Raw genomic sequence first — 24,471 nt, forward strand, 5'->3', positions numbered from 1 at the left:
GCTCACCAGCCGCCGTTGAAGAAGGCGAGCAGCGCCGGGGCCGGGTCGGCGGCGACGGTCGTGTTGGCCACCACCACGGCGCCGACGGCCAGGGCGAGGGCCGCCGTCAGCCCCCCGAACGACGCCAGCACGGCCCGCGCCCGGCGCCCGGCCGGGCCGGCGGCCGCGAACCGCCGCCACAGCAGCACGCTCGCCGCGACGAGCCCGGCCGCGACGACGGTGGCGATCACGACCATGGCCTCGTGGTAGCGGGCGAAGTCCCCGATCATCGCGTCGATCGCCGGGGTGTGCTCGCCGGCGCCGAGCCGCTGCCGGACCTGGCCCAGCGCGCCGGCCAGGGAGGCGTCGGCGGGCCCGTCCACGAGCATGGGCAGCAGTGAGGCGAACGGGGCCACCGCGCCCTGGGCGTTGGCCATCACCGTGGCCAGCGCCAGCAGCCCGAGCGCCGTGGCCGCGGTGCCCGCGCCCGCGTGCCGGAGCCGGCCGGTGCGCGCGTAGGCCCGCCAGGCGCTGATGCCGAGCGCCGCGAGGACGACCAGCAGCAGCCCGGCGATGGCGCCCTTGGCCAGGTGGTAGCGGAACCAGTAGTCGACGAGCCGCTGCATCTCGGGGGACAGGTCCCGCTCGCCGGAGCCCCAGTAGCCGACGAAGGCGCCGCGCACGGCCGCGCCGAGGCGGTCGGCGTCGCCGTAGCCGCCGCCGGCGAGGAGGTTCGGAGCGAAGAAGAAGGCGACGACGAGGGCCACGGCGAGGGCGGTGCGTTTCATGCGCCGACGCTAAGGGCCCGCGGACCGGGCGGGCCATGGCGCAGGATTGAGTCCCGGGGTAACGCCGGCACTACCAGCTAGTGCAGGACGGTCGCGGCCGGCAGGGCCGCGGCGCCGATGAGCGGGGCCGACTCGCCCAGCGCGGCCGGGAGGACCGCCACGGGCTGGTAGGTGAGGATCCGCGCCAGCGCCGCCCGCAGCGACGGCCACAGCTCGGCCCGGCGCAGCGCGATCGAGCCGCCGACGGCCACCGCAGACAGGCCGGCCGCCAGGGCGAAGTTGGCGACGCCGAGGGCCAGGTCCGCGGCGTACCGGCGCCAGAACGCCGGATCGTCCACGGATTCCAGCGGCCGGCCCAGGCGCCGGGACAGCGCCGCGCCGCCGGTCAGCGTCTGCAGGCAGCCGGTCTGGCCGCAGTCGCAGGGCAGCTCGTTGCCGGCGACGAGCTGATGGCCGGCCTCGGTCGTGAGGAAGGTTTCGCCGAGGCGCACGGCGGCGCCGACGCCCGTGGACAGGGTCAGGTAGCCGCAGCGGTCGTAGCCGCGCAGGGCGCCCGCGGTCGCCTCGCCGAGCAGGCCGCAGGTCGCGTCGTGGGCGACCCGCACCGGGCGGCCCAGCGCCGCGGCCAGGTCGGCGCCCAGCGGCCGGCCCTCGTAGGCACGAAGGTTGAGGGCGACCCGCACCGCGCCCTCGGGGGTCACCCGGCCGCCGAAGGACACCCCGGCCGGGCCGTCGCCGGGCGGCGCTGCCTCGATGACCCGTTCTATCTGCCGCTCGTAGACCGGGTCGGTCGCAAACCTCGCGGTCGCGACGCGGGTCCACGTGCCGCCGATGTCGATCGCCAACGTTTCCACACCGCCGCACAGTAGCGTGTAGAACTTTGTCGATTCCTGTGCGAATCTGGTCGTGGTTCACACCACCGCCAGGGAGGACCGCACATGAAACTTCGTTTGGCCGTGTCCGCCATCCTCTGTCTCGTCGCCGCGATGCTGGTCGCGGTCCGGCCCGCCGCCGCGGCGACGACCGTCACGATCAACGGCACCGCCGCCGGGCGCACCTTCGACGGCGTCGGCGCGATCTCCGGGGGCGGCGGGAACAGCCGCCTGCTGTACGACTACCCGGAGCCGCAGCGCAGCCAGATCCTCGACTACCTGTTCAAGCCGGGCTACGGCGCGGCGATGCAGATGCTCAAGGTCGAGGTCGGCGGCGACACCAACTCGACCAGCGGCGCCGAGCCCAGCCACCAGCACACCGCGACCGACCTCAACTGCAACCGCGGCTACGAGTGGTGGCTCGCCGAGCAGGCCCGCGCCCGCAACCCGCAGATCAAGCTCTACGCCCTGGCCTGGGGCGCCCCGGGCTGGATCGGCAACGGCAACTTCTGGTCGACCGACATGGTCAACTACTACTTGAGCTTCCTGGACTGCGCGAAGAACAGCCACGGGCTCACGTTCGACTACATCGGCGGCTGGAACGAGCGCGGCTACAACAAGGGCTGGTACGAGCAGCTCAAGTCCGCGCTGGGCAGCCACGGCTACGGCAACGTGCAGGTCGTCGCCGACGACACCAGCTTCGACCCGGCCAACGACGTGGTCAGCGACCCGGCGTTCGCGGCGGCCGTGGACGTGCTCGGCTCGCACTACGTCTGCGGGTACCGCGGTTCGCAGTCGACCTGCCCCAGCAGTACCAACGCGATCAACTCGGGCAAGAAGGTCTGGGCCAGCGAGAACGGCTCCGACGACTACAACCTCGGCGCCGTCGCGCTGGCCCGCGGCATCAACCGCGGCTACATCGACGGCAAGATGACCGCGTACATCAACTGGCCCGTCATCGCCGCCATCACCCCCAACATCCCGTTCCCGACGATGGGCGTCGCGCTGGCCGCGCAGCCGTGGTCGGGCAGCTACTCGGTCGGCAAGAACGCCTGGGTGATGGCGCACACGACGCAGTTCACCGCCCCCGGCTGGCGCTACCTCGACTCGGCGTCGGGGTTCCTCGGCGGCAACCGGAACAACGGCAGCTACGTCACCCTGCGCGACCCGAACAGCGGCAACTACAGCGTCGTCATCGAGACGATGGACGCGACCGCCGCGCAGACGTTCACCGCGACCGTCACCGGCGGGCTGTCCACCGGCGCCGTGCACGTGTGGTCGTCGCTGCTGAGCTCGTCGGCGGCCGGGGACTACTTCGCGCACACCGCCGACGTCACCCCGTCCGGCGGCGCCTACACCGTCACGCTGCAGCCCGGCCGGGTGTACACCCTGAGCACCACCACCGGCCAGGGCAAGGGCACCGCGGCCTCGCCGGCGGCCGGCAGCCTCGCGCTGCCCTACACCGACGACTTCAACGGCTACACGATCGGGCGGGAGGCGAAGTACCTCGCCGACATGCAGGGCGCGTTCGAGATCGCCCAGTGCGGCGGGACGAAGTGCGTGCGGCAGATGTCGCCGCGGGCCCCGATCACCTGGGACGACCTCAGCGACCCCTATGCGCTCCTGGGCGACCTGGGGTGGTCCAACTACAAGGTCGCCACCGACGTGCTGCTCGAGCAGGCCGGCTACGCCGAGGTGATCGGCCGGGCCGGCACCCAGCACGCGTTCGGCCCGGCCGGGCTCAACGCGTACTACCTGCGGCTGTCGAACACCGGGGCGTGGACGCTGCTGCGCAACGACACCGGCAACGCCATGACGGCGCTGCGCAGCGGCACCGTGGCCGCGCCCGGGACCGGCACCTGGCACAACATCGCGCTGACGTTCTCGGGCACCAACCTCACCGCCCAGATCGACGGCGCGACGGTGGCGACGCTGAGCGACTCGACCTGGAGCACCGGGCAGGTCGGCATCGGCACCAGCCAGGGCGAGACCGCCGAGTTCGACAACCTGTCGGTGACCGCGGTCGCCGGCCCGCCCCCGCCGGTGAGCGGGCCGCTGGTGTCGGCGCAGTCGGGCCGCTGCCTCGACGTGCCCGGCCAGGCGCAGACCAACGGCACCCAGGTCGAGATCTGGGACTGCAACGGCGGCGGCAACCAGCAGTGGACGCAGCTGTCGAACGGGGCATTGCGGGTGTACACCAACAAGTGCCTCGACGTGCTCAACAACGCCACGGCCGCGGGCTCGCCGGTTGCGATCTGGGACTGCAACGGCGGGACCAACCAGCAGTGGCGGGTCAACTCCGACGGCACGGTCGTCGGCGTGCAGTCCGGGCTCTGCCTGGACGTGACCGGCCAGGGCACGGCCAACGGCACGCTGGTCGAGATCTGGACGTGCAACGGCGGGGCGAACCAGCGCTGGACGCGCTGACGCCCCCGACGGGTCCGGCCCTCGCCGGACCCGTCGGCCCCCGTTGTACCGGCCGCGATTAACTGCGAACGGCGTTAGCAGTTTAGAGTAGCCGGGTGGCGCAGCACCAGCGGTCGGGGCGGCGCGGGCCGGCGCCCGCGCACACGCGGGACGAGATCGTCGCGGCCGCGGTCGCGATCGCCGACGCGGAGGGGCTGGCCGCCGTCTCCATGCGCGCGGTCGCCACCCGGCTCGGCACCGCCGCCGCGTCGCTGTACCGCTACCTCGACTCCCGCGCCGACCTGCTCAACCTCATGGCGGACGCGGTCATCGGCGAGCTGCCGGCCGTGACCCGCCCCGGCGACCCGTTCGACGCGCTCGTGGAGATCGCCGAGAGCCTGCGGCTGCTGTTCAAGCGGCACACCTGGCTGATCGAGGCGGCCCAGAACATCAACAACTTCGGGCCCAACGGCCTGGGCTACTTCGAGCGCTGCCTCGCCGCGATGGCCTCCCTGCCGGCCCCGGCGCTGGTCAAGCTCGACGTGATCACGATGCTGCCGGGCATCGCCTCGGTCTGGGCCCGGCCGCAGCCGGGCGGGCTCGCGTTCGCGGGCATCGACTGGTCCGCCTACCCGAACCTGGCCGCCGCCCTGGCCACGGCGGCGTCCGGCGCACAGGTGGCCCCCGACCGCGTGTCCGACCTGTTCGCCCGGACGATCAGGGGCCTCCTGCGTGGCCTGCTCGGCTAGCGCGTCGTCCACTTCTGGGCGCCGGTGCCGTTGCACTGGTACAGCTGCACGATCGTGCCGTTCGCGGTGCCGCTCGACGTCACGTCCACGCACTTGCCCGAGCCGGCGCCGACGATGCTGCCGTCGGCGTTGAAGGTGAACTTCTGGGCGCTCGTGCCGTTGCAGCCCCAGATCTGCACCTTCGTGCCGTTGGCGGTGCCGTTGCCGTTGATGTCCAGGCACATGCTGCCGTAGACGCGCAGCTCGCCCGCGGCCGTGCGGGTCCACGTCTGGTTGGCCCCGCCGTGACAGTCCCAGATGATGATCTGCGTGCCGGCGGCGGTGCCCGCGCCGTAGACGTCCAGGCAGCGGCCCGACTGCGGGTTCACGACGCCGACGCCGGAGCCCACCGGGGGTACACCCACGTAGGCGAGGCTGGCCGGGAACGACTGCAGGGCGGAGAACCAGCGGTCGCCCATCTTGTTGTAGCCGCCCGCGTTCGGGTGCACGCCGTCGGCCAGGTCGGCGGTGGTGATCGCCGAGTGCATGTCGACCAGGTGGGTGTGCGAGCCCTTCTGGGCCACGATGCCGGGGATCGCCGCGTTGTACGCCTGGACGCGCGACTCCAGCGTCGGGTCGCTCTCCGGGGTGATCTGGGCGACGAACAGCTCGACCGTCGGGTCGTTCGCGCGGATCTTGTCGATCAGCGCCGACAGCCGCGCGGGGGCGTTGGCGATGTCGTAGTTCTGGTTCATGTCGTTGGTGCCGATGTGCAGCAGGATGGTGCGCGGGGCGTACGCCTGCAGCCAGCCGACGATGTTGGCGTCGATCTGGTCGATGCGCCAGCCGGAGTGGCCCTCGTGGTCGTGGTCGCCGAGGTTCGACGGGCCGTTGGAGCCGGAGCCGACGAAGTCGGTGAGGTAGCCGCCGGCGGCCAGGCGCTGCCACAGCTGGATGCGGTAGCCGCCGGGCACGTTGTAGCCGTCGGTGATGGAGTCGCCCAGCGGCATGATCTTCACGCCCCCGTTCGACTCGGCGCTGGCCGGGGCCTGCAGGGCCAGCGTGAAGCCGGCGGCCAGGGCCACGCCGAGGGCGCCGGCGGCGAGCCGGCGCACGATGGAACGCATATGTCGGTCCTCCCGTGGTCGACCTGCGCGCCGCCCTGGCGGGGGCGGCGCGCAGGAGCTGTTCGAGGCTGCCGGCGGCATCGATTCTGGGCGATGTCATCGGGGCTGGCAGCCGGGCGGACCGCGCGGCGCGGCGAGCGCCCCCGACCGTGCGCCGAGTGGTTTTTTGTGTGCTGGTTGGCCGTTCGGCGGCCGGTTGGCGCACAATCCAGCGGGTGGTGTACACGCTGACGATCGACTGTGGCGGCGGCGGCCTGAAGGCGGCCGTGGTCGACGACTCCGACGCGTTGGCCGGCGGGCCGATCCGGGTCCCGACGCCCTACCCGTTCCCGCCCGAGCGCTTCGTGCGCGCCATGCAGGACATCGCCGCCGACCTGCCCGCCGCCGACCGCGCCACGATCGGCCTGCCCGGCATGATCCGCCACGGCGTCGTCGTCGCCACCCCGCACTACGTGACGAAGGCGGGCCCGCACACCGCCGTCGACCCGGCGCTGTACCGGGCGTGGACCGGCTACGACGCCCGGGCCGCGCTCAACCGCGCCTTCGGCCGCCCCACGCTGGTGCTCAACGACGCCGAGGTGCACGGCGCCGCCCTCGTCGTCGGCACCGGCCTCGAGCTCGTCCTCACCCTCGGCACGGGCCTGGGCAGCGCATTGTTCGACGACGGCGTGCTCGCCCCGCACCTCGAGCTGTCGCACGGGCCCGTCCGGCGCAAGCGCACCTACGACACGTACATCGGCGAGATCCAGCGCCGCGAGGTCGGCAACGCGCGCTGGTCGCGGCGGGTGCGGCGGGTGGTCGACGGGCTGCGGCCGGTGTTCCGCTGGGACCGGCTCTACATCGGCGGCGGGAACTCCGCGCTCATCGACGCCGAGTCGGTCGCGCGGCTCGGCGAGGACGTCACGATCGTGCCCAACACCGCCGGCGTCCTCGGCGGCTCCCGCGCCTGGAAGCTCCTCGGCGCATGAGCGGTACGGAGCGAAGCGGAGTGGCCGCTCATCATGGACTGCTCAACTCATGCGGGCGCCGGAGCGAAGCGGAGGTGCCGGCATGAGCTTGCCCACTGAGGCGCGGGATCCGAGGAACGCGGACCTGGACCTGCTCGACACGCCCGCCCTGGTGGCCCGCATCCACGCCGCGGACGCCACCGTGCCCGGCGCGGTCGCCGCCGCGCTGCCGGACATCGCGCGGGCCGTCGACCTTGCCGTGGCCGCGCTGCGGGCCGGGCGGCGGGTCCACTACGCGGGCGCGGGCTCGTCGGGGCGCCTGGCCGTGCTGGACGCGGCCGAGATCCCGCCGACGTTCGGCGTGCCGGACGACCGGTTCGTGGCCCACATCGCCGGCGGGGAGGCGGCGCTGCGCCGGGCCCTCGAGTCCGTCGAGGACGACGAGGCCGCCGCCCGGGCCGAGTTCGCCGCCGCCCTCGCGGCCGGTGACCTGCTGCTGGGGCTGGCCGCGAGCGGGCGCACGCCGTACCTGGCCGGGGCGTTCGCCGCGGCGGTGGAGCTCGGCGCCGCGACCGTGCTCGTCACCTCCAACCCGGCCGCGCCGCTGGCCGCCGGGCGAGACGTGGTCATCGTCGCCGACACCGGGCCGGAGGTGCTGACGGGCTCGACGCGGCTCAAGGCCGGCACCGCACAGAAGCTGGTGCTGCACACGTTCTCGACGGCGGTGGCGGTCCGGCTCGGCCACACCTACTCGAACCTCATGATCGGCCTGCGGGCGACCAACGCGAAGCTGCGCGGCCGGAGCCTGGCGATGCTGGCCGAGGCGAGCGGCGCCGCGCCCGGGGAGTGCGCGGCCGCCCTCGCCGAGGCCGGGGGTGAGCTGAAGACCGCGCTCGTGATGCTGCTGACCGGGGCGCCGGCCGGGGCGGCGCGGGCGGCCCTGGACGGCGCCGGCGGGTACGTCCGTGTCGCCGTGGAGCGACACTTGCGGTACCAAGGCTAATAAACCGTCTAAATCGGACTAATATGGCCGAATGCTCCTGCTTGACACCGCCCGCGGGCCCGTCGCCGCGCTGCGGGCCCGGCCGCCCGCCGAGGCGGACCGCGGGGTCGCCGTCGTGTTCTGCGCCGGCGTGATCGGGTCCAAGGAGGACTTCGAGGCCGTGCTGCCCGGCCTGGCGGAGGCCGGATACCACGCGTACGCATACGACTACCACGGCCACTACGCCGAACTGCCCGGCGAGTCCCCGGACCGGCACACCATCGCCCGCCACGCCGAGGACCTCGTCGCCGTCCTGGCCGCCGCCGGCCGCCCGGCGCACCTCGTCGGGCACTCCTACGGCGGCTTCGTCGCCCGCGCGGCCGCCCTCGCCCGCCCCGACCTGCTGTTGTCGGTGACGCTCATCGGCGCCGGGCCGGGCATGGACGGCGTCAAGCACCGCACGCTGCTCACGGGCTTCGACGCCACCCTCGCCCGCCAGGGCCCCGACGTGATGTGGCCCGTGGTGCGCCGGCTCGTGCCCGAGCGCGACGTCGACCGCCGCGAGTTCTGGCGCCGCCGCCTCGACGGGATGCGCCTGGCGTTCCTGCACGGGGCCCTGCGCTCGCTCACCGCCGAGGGCGACCGCGGCGCCGACCTTCGGGCCACCCGCCTGCCTGTGCTGCTCATGCACGGCCACCGCGACCAGCGCCTGTGGTCGGCCCGGGACTTCGCGGCCTACGCCGACCGGCTCGGCGCCGAGCTCGAGATCATCCCGGACGCGTCGCACAGCCCCAACCTCGAGCAGCCCGAGCGCACGGTCGCCGCGCTGCTGCGCTTCTGCGCCGCCGCCGAACGGCGCCAGGCCGAGCGGATCTTCCTCGACCTGCTGCGGCCCCGGGCGCTGAGCGACCCGTACGCGTCCTACCGCGCGCTGCGCGAGCGCACCCCGGTCCTGCGCATCGAGCTGCCCGGCAAGGCGGCCGCGGTCGTGCTCAGCCGCCACGCCGACGTGGCCCGGCTGCTGCAGGAGCCCGGGTTCGTCAGCCCGGGGGAGGACCCGGCCCGCCTCACCGCCAACTGGCGCGACGTGCGGATCGTGCGCTGCCTCTACCAGTCGTTCGGCTGGCGCGAGGGCACCGCGCACACCGAGCTGCGCGCCGCCCTCGCGCGCCGGCTCGTGCCGCGGCGGGCCGAGCAGCTGCGCGCGAGCACCGAGGCCACGGCCGAGGAGTGCCTGGACCGCTTCGGCGCCCGGCTGGCCGGCGGCGAACCGGTGAACCTCGCCGAGGTCCTCGCCGTGCCGTTCGCGTCGCTGGTCGTCGGCCGGCTCCTCGACCTGCCCGACGCCGACGCGCTGCGCCTGGGCGAGGCGGCCCGGGTCGCCTCGGCGGCGTTCGAGCCGTTCATGACCACCCGGCAGCGGGCCGCGATGGCCACCGCCGGCGACGAGATCCTCGACGCGCTCGAGGCCCTGGCCGCCGACCGGCCCGACGGGCTGTTCGGCGTCGTGCGGGGGCTGCGGCCCGACCTCGGGGAGCAGTACCTCGGCGACCTCGCCCTGCTCTTCGGCGCCGCGTACGACTCGCCGGCGAGCCTCGTGACGCTCGGCGCGCGGCTGCTGCTGTCGCATCCCGACCAGGCGCTGCTGGTGAGCTCCGGCGCCCCCTTCGTCGAGGAGATCCTGCGGTACGAGCCGCCGGTGCAGGTCGCGGTGCGCATCGCCACGGTGCCGGCGCGCTTCGGCGACGTGCCCGTCGAGCCCGGGATGGCCGTGCTCGGGCTGGTCGCGGCGGCGAACCGCGACCCGGCGTACACGGCCGATCCGGAGCGCTTCGACGTGCTCCGGCGGCCGGTCCGGCCGTCGCTGAGCTTCGGCGCCGGCCGGCACTTCTGCCCGGGCGCGGCGCTGGCCCGCATGCACGCCCAGGTGCTCTTCCCCCGCCTGCTGCGCCGGTTCCCGACGCTGCGCATCGCCGGCCCCGTGCGCTTGCGCGGCCCCGGCACCATGCTGCGCGGCATCGAGGACCTGCCCGTCGCCCTGGGAGCCTGACCGTGCGCGTGCTCTTCACCATGAACCCGGCCCCCGGCCACCTGTTCTCGATGGTGCCGCTGGCCTGGGCGCTGCACCTGCGCGGCGACCAGGTGCTGGTGGCGGTACCGCAGCCGCTGCACCAGCAGGTCCGCCGGGCCGGCCTGACCGCGGCCGTCGTCGGCGGCGACGCGTCGTTCTTCGAGCTGTGGCCGGCCGGCGTCGGCCTCGGCGGCAACGAGGAGCTCGACCTCGACGTGTTCGTCGCCCTGTCCGAGCGCACCCGCGACGACGTGGCCGCGCTCGTGCGGGCGTGGCGGCCGGACCTCGTCGTCACCGAGCCCGTCGAGTACTCCGGCCCGCTCGCCGCCACCCGCGCCGGCATCCCGTGGGTGCTGCAGCACTGGGGCCTGCCGGTCCCCGAGCCGGTCCACCGGCGGGCGCTGGACCGCGTCGCCGGGCGCCTTTCGCAGCTGTACGGCGGGACGGACGTCGACCCGCCGGCGCTCACGATCGACACCTGCCCGCCGAGCCTGGGCTCCCTGCCCGGGGGCACCCCGATGCGGTACGTCCCGTACAACGCCGCCTGCACCATCCCCGACTGGTTGCTGGAGCCACCGGACCGGCCCCGGGTGTGCGTCTCGATGGGCACCGTGCCGATCCCGGAGGGCGTCGACGGCCTGACCGCCGCCGTGCACGGGCTGCGCGACCTCGACGTGGAGATCGTGGTCTCCGGCGCCGGCGTGCACGGCCTGGCTGACCTTCCGCCGGACGTGCGCCGCATCGGCTGGATCCCGCACAACCAGGTCCTGCCCGGCTGCGCGCTGTTCGTGCACCACGGCGGCTCCGGCAGCTCCATGGCGGCCCTGACGATCGGCCGCCCGCAGCTGCTCATGCCGCAGATGTGCGACCAGTTCGCGATCGCCGCCCGCCTGAGCGAGGCCGGCGCCGCGCGCAGCGTGCCGTTCGCGGAGCGCTCGGCCGCGGCGGTGCGCATCGAGGCCGCGAAGCTGCTCTCCGACGACGGCTACCGCGCCCGCGCCGCCGCGCTGGCCGCCGAGATCGCCGCGATGCCGTCCCCGTCCGCGGTCGCGGACCTCCTACCCAGGTAGTACGACCCGGCGCGGACGACGGCGGCGGCGCTCGGCCATAGCGTCGCTCAGCGTGACGAACCTGCGTATCGCGCTGGCCGGGCTGCGCCGGCGCCGCCTCGGGCCGACCCTCGTCGCCGTGGTGCTCGCCGTCGCGTTCGTCGCCGGCACGCTCATCTATCGCGACACGGCCGAGGCCGCGCTCTACGACGAGTACGCCCGCGGCGCCCGCAACGTCGGCGTCGCGCTCACCGCGCGCGGGGGCGCCCGGATCGCGCCGTCCACGGTGGACGCGCTGCGGGCCGAGCCCGGCGTGGCCGCGGCCGACGGGCGGATGGCCGACGGCGGCCCTCGTCGGCAGGGGCGCGTGGCGGCAGACCACGGCACGGGGCTCGTCCGGCCCGAATCCTGAAAACGGGGTGTCGTGCGGCAGTGGACGCGCGGGGGAAGTTGGGCTGCCGGTCGGGGGCGAGCCGGGGGCCGGGGAGGTCTTGCGCCGCAGATCAACTACGTCGAGGCTGGCCGGACAACCCCGCGACGGGGAAAGGAGGTCAGGCCACGACGTCGGCGAACGATGCTATCCAGGCCAGGGCCTCCTGCTCGCCGGCGAAGGAGCGCCGCGTCGCGTAGACCGTGGCCGAGTCGCCGACCGTGACCACGAACGTCACCGCCCACGTCTGTTGGTCCTTGCGCAGCAGGCGGGACTTCGTGTCCAGGTGGATCGGCGCGATCAGCGTCGCGTGCTCGACGTTGAGCAGCGACGGCTGGGACGTCGCCATCTCCACCACCGGCACGAGTCTCACCGAAACACCATAAACCCGTGCGCTGCGGACCGTGACGGGGGCGATGGCGGCGCGTCGTCATGCTCTTGCGAAACGGAGCAAGAATCAAACAGGGATGCGTCTGGATATTGCGCCCCGGTGTCGGCGGCGTTACCGTCCCTCTTGCACCGACCATCCGCCGACCGGTGCTCCCCCAAACGGCCGATGTCGACCGCGACAGAGGCTCTCACCCCGCCGTACCGACCCTGTGGGCCCCAAACGCAAGGCAACCCGCAAACCGCCGACTGCGGGGGTGCCGGGGCGATGGGTCGCGTGCCCGGCACGTCGAAAGCGAGCAACCCAACGATGCTCCGGCACATCCGAACGAAGCGACCTCGGGCGCGAACCGCCGCCCTCGTCGCCGGCGCGACGCTGGCCGCGGCCGGCGTCATCGTCGCCGTGGCGACACCGGCCCTCGCGGCCGCGAGCGGCGGCGTCGGTGCGACCCTGCCCTACGCCGAGGTCCAGGCCGAGAACTCGGCCACCAACGGCACCGTCATCGGGCCCAGCGCGGCCTACAACACCCTGCCGTCCGAGGCGTCCTACCGCAAGGCGGTGACGCTGCAGGGGTCCGGCAAGTACGTCGAGTTCACCACCCCGGTGGCGACGAACTCCCTCGTGTTCCGCTACAGCATCCCGGACACCGGGAACGGCTCGGTGTACACCGCGCCGCTGTCGCTGTACATCAACGGCACGCGCAGTACCAACTTCACGCTGACCAACGCGTACAGCTGGTACTACGGCGGGTACCCCTTCACCAACTCGCCGGGCAGCAACCCCCACCACTTCTACGACGAGGTCAACCGGCTCTTCCCGACCACGTACCCGGCCGGGACGAAGTTCAAGCTGCAGGTCGACTCGGACTCGACCGCGTCGTCGTACACGATCGACTTCGCCGACTTCGAGACCGTCGGGCCGGCGCTGTCGCAGCCCAGCGGCTCGGTCTCGGTGACCAGCACGGGTGCCGACCCGTCCGGTGTGGCCGACTCGACGGCCGCGTTCAACTCGGCGATCGCCGCCGCGGGTGCCGGTGGCACCGTGTGGATCCCGGAGGGCACCTTCCGGATCCCCGGCAGCAACCCCGGCTGTGGCATGGGGTGCAGCCACATCATCCTGAACAACGTCACCATCAAGGGCGCCGGCATGTGGCGCTCGCGGATCGTCGGCAATGCGCCCGGCCTCTACGGCGGGTGGGCGCCCAACGGTGGCAGCAACGTCCACCTCTCCGACTTCGCGATCTTCGGCAACGTCCAGGAGCGCAACGACGGTGACCAGGTCAACGGCATCGGCGGCTCGCTGAGCAACTCCACCGTGGACCGGGTGTGGATCGAGCACACCAAGGTCGGCGCCTGGATGGACGGGCCGATGAACAACCTGGTCTTCAGCCAGATGCGGCTGCGCAACTTCACCGCCGACGGCGTCAACTTCCACAACGGCGTCACCAACTCGAAGGTCACCAACAGCGACATCCGCAACGCCGGCGACGACGGCCTGGCCACGTGGTCGGACCAGAACGCGGACGCCAACGACTCCTTCGACCACAACACGGTGCAGTACCCGATCCTGGCCAACGGCATCGCGATCTACGGCGGGCACGACAACTTCGTGACCGACAACCGGGTCATCGACGCGGGCCTCAGCCAGGGCGGCGGCATCCACGTCGCGCAGCGCTTCGCCTCCACGACGCTGGGCCGCACCGACGTGCTGCGCAACACCATCATCCGCTCCGGCAGCCTCGACCCGAACTGGCAGTTCGGCGTCGGCGCGCTGTGGTTCGACGCCCGTGACGGCGGCATGACCGGCCTGACCAACGTCGACAACATCCTGATCCAGCAGAGCCCGTTCGAGGCCATCCAGTTCGTCTCCGGCTCGAACATCTCCAACGTGAAGATCAACAACGCGACGATCCAGAACACCGGCACCTGGGCGATCCAGGAGCAGGTCGGCGGCGCCGCGACGATCAGCAACTCCACCGCCACCGGCGTGCAGGCCCCGGCCGCGATCTACAACTGCGGCGTCGGGTTCACGCTCACCGACGGCGGCGGCAACAGCGGCCTGTCCGGTACGGCCTGCTCGAACATCCAGAACCCCACGTTCCCGCCGTACCTGCCGGACAACGGCTCGAGCATCAACATCAGCCCGAGCGCGCTCGGCTTCGGCTCGGTCGTCACCGGCTCGACCAGCGCCGCCCAGGCGGTCACGGTCACCAACTCCGGCACCGGCGCCGCACCGGTCGGCACGATCGCGGTCACGGGCGACTTCGCCCAGACCAACACCTGCGGCAGCAGCATCGCCGCCGGCGCGTCGTGCACGATCAGCGTGACGTTCCGCCCCACGGCGGCGGGTTCCCGCACGGGTACCCTCACGGTCACCGCCTCGGGCATCACCAACACCGTGCCGCTGTCCGGCACCGGCGTGGCTCCCGGCCCGATCGTGAACGCCAACCCGGGCAGCCTGAGCTTCGGCGGTACCGTCGTCGGGACCTCCGCGGCCACCCAGACGGTCACGCTGAACAACTCGGGCACCACCGCCGCCACCGTGTCGAGCATCGCGGCGTCGGGTGACTTCAGCCAGACCAACACCTGCGGCAGCAGCATCGCCGTCGGCGCCTCCTGCACCGTCACGGTGACGTTCACCCCGACGGCCTCGGGCTCGCGCACCGGCTCGCTGACGGTCACCAGCAACGCCAACAACAGCCCGACCGTGGTCGGCCTCACCGGCAGCGGCATCGGCACCGACACGAACATCGCGCTCAACAAGACGGTCACCGCCAGCAGCTCGGTCAACGGCACGCAGGCCCCGGCCACCGCGACCGACGGCAACGCCGCCACCTACTGGGAGAGCGCCAACAACGCCTTCCCGCAGTGGATCCAGGTCGACCTGGGCGCGGTCACCAGCATCGGCAAGGTCACGCTGAAGCTCCCGCCGGACTCCGCGTGGGCGACCCGCACGCAGACGCTGTCCGTCCTCGGCAGCACCGACGGCACCAACTTCAACACCACCCTGTCGGCCTCGGCCGGGCGCACCTTCAACCCGGCGACCGGCAACACCGTGGCGATCACGGTGCCGGCGAGCAACGTCCGGTACGTCCGGATCAACGTCACCGCCAACACCGGCTGGCCGGCCGCCCAGGTGGCCGAGCTCGAGGTGTACCCCAGCGGCGGCGGCACCCCGAACGCGCCGGTGCTCAGCGCCAGCCCGTCCTCGCTCACCTTCGCCTCGCAGGCGCTCAACACCACCAGCGCGTCGCAGGCGGTCACCATCACCAACACCGGCACCGCGGCGGCCACCGTCTCCGGCGTCAGCGTCACGGGCGACTTCGCCCAGACCAACAACTGCGGCTCGATCGCGGTCGGCGCCTCGTGCGCGGTCAACGTGACGTTCCGGCCGACGGCGTCCGGCAGCCGCACCGGCACGCTCACCGTCACCAGCAACGCCAACAACAGCCCGACCACGGTCGCGCTGAGCGGCACCGGGCAGGGCACGACGTCGACCAACCTGGCCGCCGGCAAGCCCACGTCCGAGTCGAGCCACACGCAGACGTACGGCTCCGGCAACGTGACCGACAACAACCAGGCCACCTACTGGGAGAGCGCCAACAACGCCTTCCCGCAGTGGGTCCAGGTCGACCTCGGCTCCACGCAGAGCGCGTCGCGCATCGTGCTGCAGCTGCCCGCCGGCTGGGGCCAGCGCGTCCAGCACATCCAGGTCCAGGGCAGCACCACCGGGTCGTCGTTCACCGAGGTCAAGGCCGCGGCCGACTACACCTTCGCGCCCGGGTCCAACAACACCGTCACCATCACGTTCACCGCGACCAGCCAGCGGTACTTCCGGCTGAACTTCACGGCGAACAGCGGCTGGCCGGCCGGTCAGCTGTCCGAGTTCCAGGTCTGGAACGTCTAGTTCCCGGCCTCTCTGCCCGCACCGGGGTCACCCGGTGCGGGCAGGGGTTCGGTCAGGACTTGACATAACCCATTTGCAGCCAGGAAGATTACGCGCCGTGGCGGCGCAGCAGACGCATCCCCGCGACCTGTGGCGCCGCGATCTGGGCGGGACCGCCAGGCGGGTCGCGGAGACCTTGCGCCTGTACGGCCCCCGCACCCGCGCCGAGCTGGTCACGCTCAGCGGCCTTTCGCGGCCCACCGTCTCGGCCGTGCTCACCGACCTCGGCGGCGCCGGGCTCGTGAGCGAGAAGGTCGGCGCCGCCGCCCGCCCCGTCGGGGGCCGCCCCGCCTCCGTGGTCCAGCTGACCCGCCGGGCCGGCATCGCCGTCGGCGCCGACATCGGCCGCCGGCACGTGCGCGTCGCCGTCGCCGACCTCGGCCACGCCGTGATCGCCGAGCGCGAGGCGCGCACCGACTTCGACATCGACGACCGGCCGCAGGACGCCCTCGAGCTCGCCGTCGGCCTCGTCGACGCCGCGCTGGGCGACATCGGCGCCACCCGCGACGAGGTCGTCGGCGTCGGGCTCGGCGTGCCCGCCCCGATCACCCGCGACTGGCGCATCGGCTCGCCGCCGATGCTGCCCGGCTGGGCCGACCTGCGCCCGGCCGACGAGCTCAACGCCCGCCTCGGGCTGCCGGTCCGGGTCGACAACGACGCCAACCTGGCGGCGCTGGGCGAGTACGTCTGGGGCGCCGGCCGCGGCTGCACCGACCTCGTCTACGTCAAGCTCGCCACCGGGATCGGCGCCGGCATCGTCATGGACGGCCGGCTCTACCGCGGCGCCGCCGGCACCGCGGGCGAGATCGGCCACGTCACGCTCGACGCCCGCGGCGCGGTGTGCCGCTGCGGCAACCGCGGCTGCGTCGAGCTCGCCGTCGGCGGCCGCGCCCTGCTCGCCCACGCCCGCCAGACCCACCCCGAGCTGCACGACCTGAAGGGCCTCATCGAGTACGCGCACGCCGGCGACCCCGGCTGCCGGCGGCTCATCATCGACGCGGGCACGCAGCTGGGGTACGCGCTGGGCAACCTCGTCAACATCATCAACCCGCAGCGGGTGCTGCTCGGCGACGAGCTCGGTGCCGCCACCGACCTGCTGCGCGAGCCGCTGCAGCGCGGCCTCGCCGAGACGGCCCTCGCGGCCGCCGCCGAGGCCGTCGACGTGGCCCAGAGCGCCCTGTCGCTGCGCGCCGCGTCGCTCGGCGCCGTGGCCCTGGCCCTCGGCATCGACACGGTGCCGTTCGCCGCCGCCGACCAGGCCTAGCCGGTACCCCGAAAAGACCAGAACACATCGCGGCCCTCGCGGCGTCTGTTGGTGGACGGATCGCCGACCCGGGAGCGGTCGCTGGCGACCCGGAGGTGTTCCACTTCGGCCTCGACCCGGCGCTCACCCGGACCGCGTTCATGCTGTGGTAGACCGGCGACGGCGCCGAGGGCGTGCAGCTGACAGACGCCGAGGACTCGTCGTACGAGGTCAGTTTCGCCCAGTCCGCCACGGTTCTCGACACCGTGCGCGACTCCGATCTCGGCGTGACGAAGGACTGGTCGAAGGCCGCCGTCTCGGCCACGACCGTGGCCGGGCGCCCCGCCACCCTGAGCGTGCTCGGGTCGCTCATCCAACTGCGCTGGCAGCCTGTCGACGGCCTGTGGGCGCAGGTGATCGGCTCCGGCCAGCATCCCGACGCGGCCGGCGCCGCCCGGGTCGCGGCCGGGGTGCGTTACGACACGGCCTACCGGTGCGTGCTGCCGCTGCACCTCAAGAGCCTGCCGGCCGGCTCGCACGTGACCGGCTGCCTGCTGGTCCTGCGCGGCTACGACGGGAACGACTCGCAGCGGCGGCCGAACCGCGTCAACCGGGCGCAGATCACCATCGCCGACGGCGCCAAATGGGCCGTCTTCGATTTCCTGGCGGCGGTTCCGGCGGGGCCGGAACGGGAGGACCGGGAAACGCCGTCGCTGCCGGCCGGCGGCCCGAAGAGCCTTCCGCAGCTGCCGCCGGGCGTCACCGTCCTGCCGACCGACGACCTCGCGGACTACCACCATACGTTCAACGTCGACGGCTACAACGTGGACGGCATCTCGAAGGGCTACGGCCGCGAACTGACACTGTCCGTCGGCCACGGGCTGAGCATGCGGGGCGACGGGCGAAACCCCTCGACGTGGCCGGAACGGCTCGTCGGTTAGGACGATTGACGCGGCACCCCCGCCGGATTCGATTCGGCGGGGGTGCTGCCGTTGCATGTTGATCTATATAATGAGTGCCTTGGGGGTCGAATCCGTCATGCCCGCGGAGGACGTATGCTGTACTTTTTTCTCAGCTACGCCCGTGGGCCCGACGACCTGTTCGTGCGCAAGTTCTACAACGACCTCTGCAGCGAGGTCCGCGCGCACGCCGGTGCCGGTCACGACGACGAGGTCGGCTTCCTCGACAATCACAACATCGAGCCCGGTCAGCACTGGCCGCAGGCCCTGGTCAATGCGATCGCCGAATGCTCGTGTTTTCTGGCGCTCTATTCACCGGCATACTTCCTGAGCCGCCCCTGCGGCAAGGAATGGAAGCTGTTCGAGCTGCGCTCGCGACCCGCGGCCCGCGATGACAGCACTCCGATCCCCGGCCTGATCCCGATCGTGTGGCTCCCGCCTCGCGAGCTGCCCGAGGTGGCGAGGTCCGTGCACTACGACCTCGACGTCGAGGAGGACGACTACCGGCGGCGCGGGCTGCGGCAGCTGCTGCGATTACAGCGCATGCACGACGCCTACATCGACTTCCTGGCCACCATGGCCGAGCACATCGTCTCCGCGGCGCGCACCCCGCCGCCGCACGGCCCGACCGACCTCGACTTCGACCAGGTGGAGAGCGCCTTCCACCCGGTCAAGGCGGGGCCCGAGGACGGCAGCGAGCTGCCGGCCCGCTTCGGCACCGGGCAGACCATCCACTTCGTCGTCGCCGCGCCGACCCGCGACGAGGCCGACGGCATCCGCCGCGACGCCGACTACTACGGTGCCGACGCCCTGCAGTGGGCACCGTTCGCGCCCGAACGACCACGGCCACTGCGGGAGTACGCCCAGAAGGTCGCCTCCGACTTCGGGTTCGAGTCGCTGTTCACCGGGCTCGACCGGCTGGCCGACCGGGTCAAGCTCGCCCAGCAGTACAACCACATCGTCATCCTGCTCGTGGACCCCTGGAGCGCCGACGTCGACGCCTACCGGGAGCGGCTGCTGGAGTACGACCATCATCGCGACCACGTCTCCGCGATGCTCGTCGTGATGAGCGCCGGCGACGCGCAGACCCAGGCCCACAGCGCCCGCCTGGCCGAGCTCATGCACCACACGCTCGGCAACAGCGAGCGCCGCCTCGACGAGGTGATGCTGCGCCGCAGCGTCATCACCTGGCCCTCGTTCGAGGCCGACCTGGCCGTCGTGCTGGCCGAGGCGCGCAACCGCCTCGTCGCCGACGGCCGGGTCTTCCGCCGGCCGCCCCCCGGCGACTACGCCCCGCGCCCCATTCTCGAAGGACCGTAGGAGGCACGATGACCGCGACAGACGAGGCACCGTCGGCGCCCGGCCGGATCGTGACCTTCTACTCGTACAAGGGCGGCTCCGGCCGCACGATGACCATGGCCAACGTGGCCTGGATCCTCGCCAGCAACGGCTACCGCGTGCTCGTCGTCGACTGGGACCTGGAGTCGCCCGGCCTGCACCGGTACTTCCACCCGTTCCTGCTGGACAAGGAGCTGCGCAACTCCCCGGGCGTCATCGAGATGCTCACCGACTTCGTCACCGCCGCGCTGCAGCCCGACCGCGACGACGACCTCGGCTGGATCGACGCGCAGGCCCAGGTCCTCGACCACGCCGTGTCGCTGGAGTGGCGCTTCCCCGGCAACGGCGGCGTCGACCTGCTGCCCTCGGGCCGGCAGACCCGCTCGTACGCCGCCGCCGTCAGCACCTTCGACTGGCCGAAGTTCTACGACCGGCTCCCCGGCGCGGCCTTCATCGACGCGCTCGCGCGCAACATGCGCCAGCACTACGACTACGTGCTCGTCGACAGCCGCACCGGCCTGAGCGACGCCGCCGGCGTGTGCACCGTCCTGCTGCCCGACGTCGTCGTGAACTGCTTCACCCTGAGCATCCAGAGCGTCGACGGCGCCGTCGCGGTCAGCGAGTCGATCCGCCACCAGCGCCGCGGCAGGGCGCTGCGCTTCCTGCCGGTGCTCATGCGGGTCGAGGACGCCGAGCAGGTCAAGCTCGAGATCGGCCGCGACCACGCCCGGCGCCGCTTCCGGCCGTTCCTGGACCACGCCAGCCCCGACGAGGCCAACCGGTACTGGGGCGACGTCGAGGTGCCGTACAAGCCGTACTTCGCCTACGAGGAGATCCTCGCGACCTTCGCCGAGCGGCCGCGCCTGGAGACCTCGCTGCTGGCCGCGTTCGAGCGGCTCGTCGGCGTGCTCACCGAGGGCGCCGTGCGCGAGATGCCGGCCATGGACGAGTCCGAGCGGCGGCGGTGGCTGTACGAGTTCGAGCGCCCCCGCCCGACCAGCGCCTCCGACGTGCTCATCAGCTACGCCGCCGTCGACCGCATGTGGGCCGAGTGGATCAAGCAGCGGCTGGTCGACATCGACATGCGGGTGGCGCTGCTCGACATCGACTCCGTCACCGGCCCGCACTTCGTCACCGAGATCGAGCGGCGCCTCGCCACCGTCGGGCGCACGCTCGTGCTGCTGAGCAAGGACTACGTGTCCTCGCCGCAGGCGGCGCCGCTGTGGCAGCTGCTGGACAGCCGCACCTCGGCGGGCGCGGCGGCCGTCGTGCCGATCCGGCTCGACACCACGCGCATCACCCCGCCGTTCACCGAGCGGCTGCCGGCCGACCTCGCCAACCAGCCCCGCGAGCGCGCCCACGAGGCGCTGCTGGCCGCGCTGGGCGCCCCGCTGCACACCGCCGCCCAGGAGCCCGACGACGAGGGCCCGCGCTTCCCGGGCGCGCCGCCGCCGGTGTGGAACGTCCCGCAGCGCAACCCGGCCTTCACGGGCCGCCGCGACACCCTCGAGCAGCTGCGCGACCGCCTGTCGGCCAGCGCCAACGTCGTGTCCCCGCAGGCCCTCTACGGCCTGGGCGGCGTCGGCAAGACCCAGGTGGCCATCGAGTACGCCCACCGCTTCGCCGCCGACTACGACCTCGTGTGGTGGATCTCCGCCGAGCAGGTCTCCCAGGTCCGCTCGGCCCTGGGCGAGCTGGCCCGGGAGCTCAAGCTGCAGGAGGCGGAGTCCCTGGGCGAGAGCGTGCGGATGGTCCGTGACGCACTGCGGCAGGGCAGGCCGTACCGACGCTGGCTCCTGATCTTCGACAACGTCGGCGAGCCGGAGTCCATCCGCGAGTTCATCCCGCAGGGCCCGGGCCACGTGCTGCTCACCTCGCGCAACCAGGAATGGTCGCAGGACGCCGAGGTCGTCGAGATCAACACGTTCAGCCGCGCGGAGAGCGTCACGTTCCTGACCCGCCGCGTCACCGGCCTCGCGCTCGCCGACGCCGACGCGGTGGCCAACCGCCTCGGCGACCTGCCGCTGGCGATCGAGCAGGCCGCGGCCTGGCTGTCGGAGACCGGCATGCCCGTGAGCCGGTACCTCGAGCTGCTCGACACCCAGCCGCTGCGCATCCTCGACGAGAACGCGCCGATCGGCTACGACCGCTCCACCGCCGCGACCTGGCAGCTGTCGCTGGCCCAGCTGCGCCGGCAGTCCCCGGCCGCGGCCAAGCTGCTGGAGATCTGCGCGTTCTTCGCCCCCGAGCCGATTCCGACGCGGCTGCTGTACACCCCGCGCTTCACCCAGCCGCTGCTGGAGTACGACCCGGCGCTGCACGACCCCATCCGCCAGGGCCGGCTGATGCGCCAGATCGGCCGGTACGCGCTCGCCTCGATCGACACCGGCCAGACCATGATGCAGATCCACCGCCTGGTCCAGGCCGTCATCCAGGACAGCCTCTCGCCGCAGGAGCGGGAGGAGAACCGCAAGCACGTGTACCAGGTGCTGGCCACGGCCGAGCGGTCCGACCCCGACGAGGTGCAGAGCTGGCCGGCGTACGCCCGGCTGCTGCCGCACGTGCGCGGCTCCAAGGCCAACCACTCCTCCGACATGCAGGTGCGCCTCTTCGTCGTGGACGTCGTGCGGTACCTCTGGTCGCGGGGCGACTTCTCGAGCTCCCAGGAGCTGGCCGAGGAGACGGTCGAGCTCTGGCGCGCCGACCCCCGCATCGGCGAGGACCCGGTCACGCTCCTGCTCGACTTCCACCTCGGCAACGCCCTGCGCTCGCAGGCGATCTTCGACCGCGCGCTGGAGATCGACCAGCTGGCCCTGGAGCGCCTGCGCGAGACAGTCGACGAGGAGGACGACCCCTACATCGTCATGACCGCCGGCGGCGTGGCCGCGGACCTGCGCGCCCTCGGCCGGTTCGAGGAGGCCCGGGCGCTGGCCGAGGACGTCTACGCCCGCGCGCAGCGGACCTTCGGCGAGGATCACGACCGCACCCTCAAGGCGGCTAACAACGTGGCCGTGTCCCTGCGCCTGGTCGGCGACTTCAAGGGCGCCGCGAGCTACGACGAGGACACCCTCGAGCGCCGCCGCCGCATCTTCGGCGAGCGCAACCTCGAGACGCTGCTGGCGGCCAACAACTACGCGCACGACCTGCGGGCCATCGGCCGGTTCGAGGAGTCGCGGGAACTGCTGGAGTCGACGCTGCAGACCTACCGCGGCGTGCTCGACAGCGCCTCCGCCCCCGCCATCCTGCGCGCGGCCAAGAACATGGCCGTGACCCTGCGCAAGCTCGGCGACATCCGGGCCGCCCGGCAGCTCACGAACGACACCCTGCAGCGGTACCGCGACCTGCACGGCGAGGAACACCCGGACACCCTGTCGTGCCTCATGAACGCGGCGTTCGAGGAGTCGGCGCTGGGCAACAACGAGGCCGCCGAGCGCATCGCCCGGCAGGTGCTGTCGGGCTACGAGAGCCTGTACGACGAGAAGCACCCGTTCCGCCTGGCCGCCCTGAACAACCTCGCGATCTTCGCCCGCCTCAACGGCCGCACACAGGACGCCCGCGCCTTCTCCCAGCAGGCGTGCGACCGCTTCGAGCAGGCCCTCGGCCCCGAGCACCCGTACACCCTGTCCAGCCGCATCAACCTGGCGAACGTGATGTTCGACGACGGCGACGTCCACGGCGCCCGCGAGATCGACGAGAGCGTGCGCACGGCGCTGGAGAAGGTGCTGGGCGACGAGAACCCGGACACCCTCGCGGCGGCGGCCAACCTGGTGGTGAGCCGGCGGGCGACCCAGGATGCGGCGGGGGCGGAGGAGCTGTACATGCTCACGCTGGAGCGCAGCCGCCGCACGCTGGGGGAGAGCCACCCGAACACGCTGGCCCTGAAGGAGGGCCGCCGCCTCAACTGCGACATCTCCCCGCCCCCGACGTAGCCGTGCACGGCGAGGGCCCGGGGCGTCGCCGCCCCGGGCCCTCGTTCGCCGGCCGTTGGCCGGGCCTCGATGCTACGAGTTTCGGTTGCGGTGGTTGATCGCCCGGATCAGCGGCGGCAGGGCGGCAATGACCGAGGCTAGGCCGATGAGCGCCGCGGTGAGGTTGTTGATGGCGCCGCCGGCGAAGAGCAGCACCACGATCAGGGCGATCAGGAGGATGAAGGCAAGGACGGCGACCAGCGCCGTCGTGCGCCCCGAGTCCTTGCCGCCCGGCGTTTTTCCGGGTTGGGAGGGGGCGGGCTCGTCGGTGGCGGCATCGCCACCCTGTAAGTTTGTCACTGGCAGAGACCTCTTTCTGGCAGTCGCAGCTTGATGTGGACTCTGTGGCGGGCCGTCGGTGGGCAAGACCGGCGGCCCGCATTTTGCAGAAGCCCGCGTGGACCTAAGTGATCAATGAAGCACGCCGGCGCGGCGGCGAATAGAACGAGGGAGACGCGGCAACACTGAAAGCCACGGCTGGAGTATTGCACAACCGCCGCGCCGACGTTATCTGTTGTCGGCCTGTGTGCAGTGGGGTTTCAGTAGCTCAGAAGCGGCATTCGGATAGCCGCCAGGTTGCAGTTTGAAAACAGCGTCCCCGAACGGTTCGGGACGGGCTGACCAGCAGGTTCAGCCTTCTGGGCCCATGACGGCGGGCGCCGAAACGCAAGGGGCTGAGGATTCGTTCAGCCTTTAGAGTGCCGATGCGAGCGTTGGGTGACAGCCGCAATACCGGTTGTAGGATGATCTTTTGACAGTGACGACTGTCAATTTCTGTCGACTGGCTGAATATTCGGCGCAGGGATCGTGATGGTGATCAATGCCCCGGAAAAGACCGACGCCCGGCGGATGCGCTCCTGGAGCGCTCGCCGGGCGACAGAGGGTCGGAGAGGTTACAGCGCGGACGAAAAGGCCGAGACGGTGAGCAGGTCGCGCTCGCGAGGGTCGAAGAGCCGCTTCATCACGCTGTCCAGGGTCGAGGTCGTTTCCGCGTCGGGCTCGAAGAGCAGCGCCTGCAGCCTCACGTGTGCAAGATCGAGTAACCCGTCCTGGACCTCGTCGGCCGCGACGCTCTCGCGTGGCTTGTCCATGCTTCCACCTAAGTGATCGAGTGACAGAAAGGATGGTGCTGTGGCCCCCTCTCTGAGTCTCCACACGGCGTGTGAAGTTCTCTTCAAGATGACCTAGATGCAAGCTCACGGACCTCACCGGCACCGGATGAAAGAGCCAGCAAGGATGATAAGCATGTGG

General features: G+C 72.3%; 18 protein-coding genes. 12 read left to right on the forward strand and 6 right to left on the reverse strand.

The window, feature by feature from the left end:
- Positions 1-2: 2 nt before the first annotated feature.
- Both ACQEVU_RS08705 and ACQEVU_RS08710 read right to left on the reverse strand, forming a co-directional pair.
- A complete protein-coding gene (locus tag ACQEVU_RS08705; RefSeq protein WP_433322034.1) occupies positions 3-767 on the reverse strand; it encodes a hypothetical protein in 765 nt (254 codons plus the stop codon).
- A gap of 77 nt (positions 768-844) precedes the next feature.
- On the reverse strand, positions 845-1,621 hold the full coding sequence (locus tag ACQEVU_RS08710; RefSeq protein ID WP_433322035.1) for an ROK family protein: 777 nt from the start codon (positions 1,619-1,621) through the stop codon (positions 845-847).
- Between the two features lie 84 nt (positions 1,622-1,705).
- On the opposite strand from ACQEVU_RS08710, the gene ACQEVU_RS08715 reads away from it, so the two are divergent.
- On the forward strand, positions 1,706-4,066 hold the full coding sequence (locus tag ACQEVU_RS08715; protein WP_433322036.1) for a ricin-type beta-trefoil lectin domain protein: 2,361 nt from the start codon (positions 1,706-1,708) through the stop codon (positions 4,064-4,066).
- A gap of 95 nt (positions 4,067-4,161) precedes the next feature.
- Positions 4,162-4,794, forward strand: coding sequence for a TetR/AcrR family transcriptional regulator (locus tag ACQEVU_RS08720; protein WP_433322037.1), 633 nt, complete (start codon positions 4,162-4,164; stop codon positions 4,792-4,794).
- Here the strand turns inward: ACQEVU_RS08720 and ACQEVU_RS08725 are convergent.
- On the reverse strand, positions 4,791-5,900 hold the full coding sequence (locus tag ACQEVU_RS08725) for a ricin-type beta-trefoil lectin domain protein (protein WP_433322038.1): 1,110 nt from the start codon (positions 5,898-5,900) through the stop codon (positions 4,791-4,793). The two genes, ACQEVU_RS08720 and ACQEVU_RS08725, sit on opposite strands and share 4 nt — an antisense overlap.
- A 215-nt stretch (positions 5,901-6,115) precedes the next feature.
- Here ACQEVU_RS08725 and ACQEVU_RS08730 point away from each other — a divergent pair, with 215 nt between their 5' ends.
- The 5 genes from ACQEVU_RS08730 (at position 6,116) to ACQEVU_RS08750 (ending at position 11,361) form a co-directional block, all read left to right on the forward strand.
- A complete protein-coding gene (locus ACQEVU_RS08730) occupies positions 6,116-6,868 on the forward strand; it encodes an ROK family protein (RefSeq protein ID WP_433322039.1) in 753 nt (250 codons plus the stop codon).
- 82 nt (positions 6,869-6,950) lie between these two features.
- Positions 6,951-7,850, forward strand: a complete 900-nt coding sequence (locus ACQEVU_RS08735) for an N-acetylmuramic acid 6-phosphate etherase (protein ID WP_433322040.1) — start codon at positions 6,951-6,953, stop codon at positions 7,848-7,850.
- A 31-nt stretch (positions 7,851-7,881) separates the two neighbouring features.
- Complete coding sequence (locus tag ACQEVU_RS08740; RefSeq protein ID WP_433322041.1) at positions 7,882-9,879, forward strand: alpha/beta fold hydrolase; 1,998 nt, start codon at positions 7,882-7,884, stop codon at positions 9,877-9,879.
- Between the two features lie 2 nt (positions 9,880-9,881).
- Positions 9,882-10,970: a nucleotide disphospho-sugar-binding domain-containing protein gene (locus ACQEVU_RS08745; protein ID WP_433322042.1), complete on the forward strand. Its 1,089-nt coding sequence runs from the start codon at positions 9,882-9,884 to the stop codon at positions 10,968-10,970.
- 52 nt (positions 10,971-11,022) lie between these two features.
- Positions 11,023-11,361, forward strand: a complete 339-nt coding sequence (locus ACQEVU_RS08750; protein WP_433322043.1) for a hypothetical protein — start codon at positions 11,023-11,025, stop codon at positions 11,359-11,361.
- Positions 11,362-11,500: 139 nt separating this feature from the next.
- Here the strand turns inward: ACQEVU_RS08750 and ACQEVU_RS08755 are convergent, their stop codons facing one another.
- Entirely contained in the window at positions 11,501-11,752 is a 252-nt protein-coding gene (locus ACQEVU_RS08755) for a hypothetical protein (RefSeq protein ID WP_433322044.1), read from the reverse strand.
- Between the two features lie 324 nt (positions 11,753-12,076).
- Between ACQEVU_RS08755 and ACQEVU_RS08760 the strand changes: the two genes are divergently transcribed.
- From ACQEVU_RS08760 to fxsT, 5 genes are all read left to right on the forward strand, one after another.
- Positions 12,077-15,673 (forward strand): choice-of-anchor D domain-containing protein, encoded by a 3,597-nt coding sequence (locus ACQEVU_RS08760; RefSeq protein WP_433322046.1) that lies wholly within the window; start codon positions 12,077-12,079, stop codon positions 15,671-15,673.
- Between the two features lie 97 nt (positions 15,674-15,770).
- Positions 15,771-16,976, forward strand: coding sequence for an ROK family protein (locus ACQEVU_RS08765; RefSeq protein WP_433322047.1), 1,206 nt, complete (start codon positions 15,771-15,773; stop codon positions 16,974-16,976).
- A gap of 173 nt (positions 16,977-17,149) precedes the next feature.
- Positions 17,150-17,896 (forward strand): hypothetical protein, encoded by a 747-nt coding sequence (locus ACQEVU_RS08770; protein WP_433322048.1) that lies wholly within the window; start codon positions 17,150-17,152, stop codon positions 17,894-17,896.
- A gap of 114 nt (positions 17,897-18,010) precedes the next feature.
- Positions 18,011-19,234 (forward strand): TIR-like protein FxsC, encoded by a 1,224-nt coding sequence (locus tag ACQEVU_RS08775; RefSeq protein WP_433322049.1) that lies wholly within the window; start codon positions 18,011-18,013, stop codon positions 19,232-19,234.
- An 8-nt stretch (positions 19,235-19,242) separates the two neighbouring features.
- On the forward strand, positions 19,243-23,181 hold the full coding sequence (fxsT, locus tag ACQEVU_RS08780) for an FxSxx-COOH system tetratricopeptide repeat protein (protein WP_433322050.1): 3,939 nt from the start codon (positions 19,243-19,245) through the stop codon (positions 23,179-23,181).
- A 72-nt stretch (positions 23,182-23,253) separates the two neighbouring features.
- On the opposite strand, the gene ACQEVU_RS08785 is transcribed toward fxsT, so the two are convergent.
- Positions 23,254-23,520: a hypothetical protein gene (locus ACQEVU_RS08785; RefSeq protein ID WP_433322051.1), complete on the reverse strand. Its 267-nt coding sequence runs from the start codon at positions 23,518-23,520 to the stop codon at positions 23,254-23,256.
- A 593-nt stretch (positions 23,521-24,113) separates the two neighbouring features.
- Positions 24,114-24,311 carry a hypothetical protein gene (locus ACQEVU_RS08790; RefSeq protein ID WP_433322052.1) on the reverse strand — a complete coding sequence of 66 codons (198 nt, stop codon included), beginning with the start codon at positions 24,309-24,311 and terminating at the stop codon, positions 24,114-24,116.
- Positions 24,312-24,471 lie beyond the last annotated feature (160 nt).

Origin of the sequence: Dactylosporangium sp. CA-139066 (genome assembly GCF_050936175.1) — a bacterium.
Classification (GTDB): Bacteria; Actinomycetota; Actinomycetes; order Mycobacteriales; family Micromonosporaceae; genus Dactylosporangium.